The 382-nt window shown below is 58.4% G+C and carries 1 protein-coding gene; it reads left to right on the plus strand.

Going from position 1 to position 382, the window contains the following annotated elements:
• The coding region (locus Q1A75_RS24115; RefSeq protein ID WP_299593647.1) for a hypothetical protein at positions 1-382 on the plus strand (382 nt) is incomplete at both ends.

Consider the following 382-nt stretch of genomic DNA (forward strand, 5'->3'; position numbering starts at 1 on the left):
ATTGGCACTTTCGAAGGCTGAAGTCGCCGAGATCATGACGGCGGCCTATGTCGATTTCAAACCCGCCGAGAAGGAGAAATCGTCAAGCCAGGCCCAGCGACGCAAGAGTAAGGCCATGGCCGCGCTGGAGCGTATGCCCTCCTCAGTGGTCATTGATCTATTCAAGGGTAATCCGACGTTTAAGCGACACGGGAAAGGCTGGAGTAACCGCATCACCGTGATGACACAGGTTTTGAACGAGTTGCGCCAGCCGAAGGAATTCCGGGCGCTCGCGCTTGCAGATCTGCGTAGAAACACCGATGGGGTGGCCGAGATCGCTAGGCGTACCAGCCCTGAGCTGCGCAATTGGCTGGCGACGGAGAGCGGGCCAGAGACCCTGTCT

Origin of the sequence: uncultured Tateyamaria sp. (genome assembly GCF_947504105.1) — a bacterium.
GTDB lineage: Bacteria > Pseudomonadota > Alphaproteobacteria > Rhodobacterales > Rhodobacteraceae > Tateyamaria.